This is a genomic window from Mesorhizobium sp. M8A.F.Ca.ET.218.01.1.1 (assembly GCF_004791165.1).
Taxonomy (GTDB): domain Bacteria; phylum Pseudomonadota; class Alphaproteobacteria; order Rhizobiales; family Rhizobiaceae; genus Mesorhizobium.
The window spans coordinates 1-2,336 of sequence record NZ_SRUZ01000024.1 but is presented as its reverse complement, the minus strand read 5'-3'; the positions used below and the strand labels follow the sequence as shown (position 1 = coordinate 2,336).

Annotated in this window: 1 protein-coding gene; it reads right to left on the bottom strand. The window is 60.8% G+C overall.

Features of this window, described 5'->3' with window-relative positions; all coding sequences use genetic code 11:
- A partial coding sequence (locus tag EN861_RS34200; protein ID WP_189343809.1) for a toxin TcdB middle/N-terminal domain-containing protein occupies positions 1-2,336 on the bottom strand: 2,336 nt, incomplete at both ends.

Sequence of the window (2,336 nt, the reverse complement as noted above, 5' to 3'; positions counted from 1 at the left end):
TGTATGTTGCGATCGATTGAAGGCCCGGATTGCCTTCGTTCTCGAAGCGCGTCGCGACATAGGCCCCGGTGACGCTCTGCGAGACCTGGTAGGGCCGGCAGAACGGATCGTAGGTGAAGGTCTTCACCAGGCCGTTGAAGTCAGTCTTCGTTGCCGGCAGCCCGCAGACGGGATTGTAGGTGGCGGTCGAGACGAAGCGCGTGTCGGCGCTCTGGCCGCCGGTGGCAAAATAGCGCGGCGCCCGCTGCGTTATGGGATAGAGGTGATAGGTCGGGTCATAATCCCATTCGGTCCTGTGGCCGAGCGTGTTGTTGACCGCGATCTTGTTGCCATAGCTGTCATAGGCAATGACCTGCTGGACTGCTCTTTGCGTTGTGATGTCGGCGTAGTCGACCGACCACGTCAGATTGCCCTTGATCGGTGGTGCCGTAACGTCGCTATGCTGGTTGTCGTAGAAGCTGTAGCGGAGCTTGATGTAGGGCAGCGATGCGGTAAACCCTGCCTGCATCGTCTCGGTGCGTGGCAGCGATACGATGTAAGCGCTGGTGTTCGGCGCAAACCACTTCTGGGTCCAGGTCTCGTCGCCGCTGACATCGGTGCGGCCGTAGTCCTTGAGGCTGACGACATTGTTATAGGCGTCGAAGCCCCGCTCAACCCTGAGCGTGCGCGAAACATTCTCGATCAGCGTCGTGTCGGTCGCCGTGTTCTGCACCGTGTAGGGCTTGCTCGCCGTGTTGACCGTGTAGGTCTCGGCCACCTGCTTATGCACGGTGCCGGCGCCATCCTTCCACACCGTCAGCGACGGCAGGCCATAGCTCGCCAGATCCTGGCGATAGGTCGTCTCGATCTTCGACGGGGCCGTCTCGCCACTGGCCAGCGGCTTGGTCTCGACGATCGAGGCAAAGCCCAAAAACTTGCGCGCCGCCGGATCGTAGGTGCCGCCGGCATAGGTGTAGCTCGACACCGCCGTCTGGCCGCGGCCGTCGCCCACCGAAAGCTTCGTCACCGCATGCACCACCTGCGGCAGGTAGGTGTTCGTCCAGGTCGAGGACGGCGTGTACTCCACCGCAACCGTGCCGCCGAGTTCCGTCGTGATCTGCTTCAACAGGTTCGGATTGCCAGTGCCGGGGTTAGAGATGAACATGTTGTTGTAGTCGGTAAAGTCCGGCAGACCGTCGCCGTTGAAGTCGCCGACCACGGTTCCAGCGCTTAGCGTCGTGGAAAACGTGAACTGCACCGGCGTCATCGCCGTCGAGGAAGCACGAAGCGAGAACACTCTCACCGTGCCGGTTCTGCCCGGCTGCGACGTGATCGTGCCACCAATGGTGATGATGGAGGCCTTGCCGCTGTTGTCGAAGTCGCGCACGACAGCAGAGGCGCCGGCCATCGCAGAGACCGTGTAGCTTTTGAAGCCGGACCCGGTCGAAAGCCAGACCTGAGTGTTGCCGTTGGTGCCGTTATAGAGAACGGCGTCCGTCGCCCCGTCGCCATTGACGTCCGCCAGCGCGCAACTGCCCGGACCGCCTGAATACGCCCCTGTGGAGCATGCAATGCCGAACGCGGTCTGTCCCGGCTGCCACTGGCCGTTCGAAAGCACGCCCCTCGTTGACGTTCCGTTGGGCCCCCAAAAGAGCGGCTGCTGCTTGCCATTACCGAGGAAGTCACCAATCCCGTTGACTTGATAATTGGTGTTTTTGGCGTTTACAGCATCAACTCCGTTGCCGTCAGCGTCCGCAACTACTGCATTGCCGGAAAGAGCGCTACAAATCGCTTCGTAGCCTGTCGGCGCCGTCGGCGAGCAGGCAGCGTTGGTCAAAGCTAAAGAGTCATCGGTCTTGATCACCGAATTGGACGTATGGGGGGTAGTTTGACCAGTGGCGCCATTAACCTCGTAGCTTGTTGCCGATTTCGCAAAGTCCATCGTGTCCTTTGTCGCAAGGAAGCGGCCCGGTTGCATAAAAATGCTCGGGGGATTGCTGGGCTGCCCAGACCAGACGGTCCATGAGGCGAGTGCAATCGTGTTCGTGGTGAACAGCGATCCGGTCGTGTTGAATTTGCGGATAGACGCTGAGCGATTGTAGGTCGTGCTAGACGAGCCGTCGTGACCACCGCTGTTGTAGGTGCTGCTGGTCGACACGCCGAAGACCTCGTCCCGACCATCGAAGTCCAAATCGCCGACCTGCCCTGGTGCTTTAGGGAACGGGCCACTCACCGTCGCATACACGCCATCTGTGTTCTGATAGGCCATCTGGCCGATGATCTTGGAGGTGCCGCCGGTGATGGTGCCATCGGCGGTGCCGGTGGCATCGGTGCCGTAGCGGGTGACCTGGGTCAGC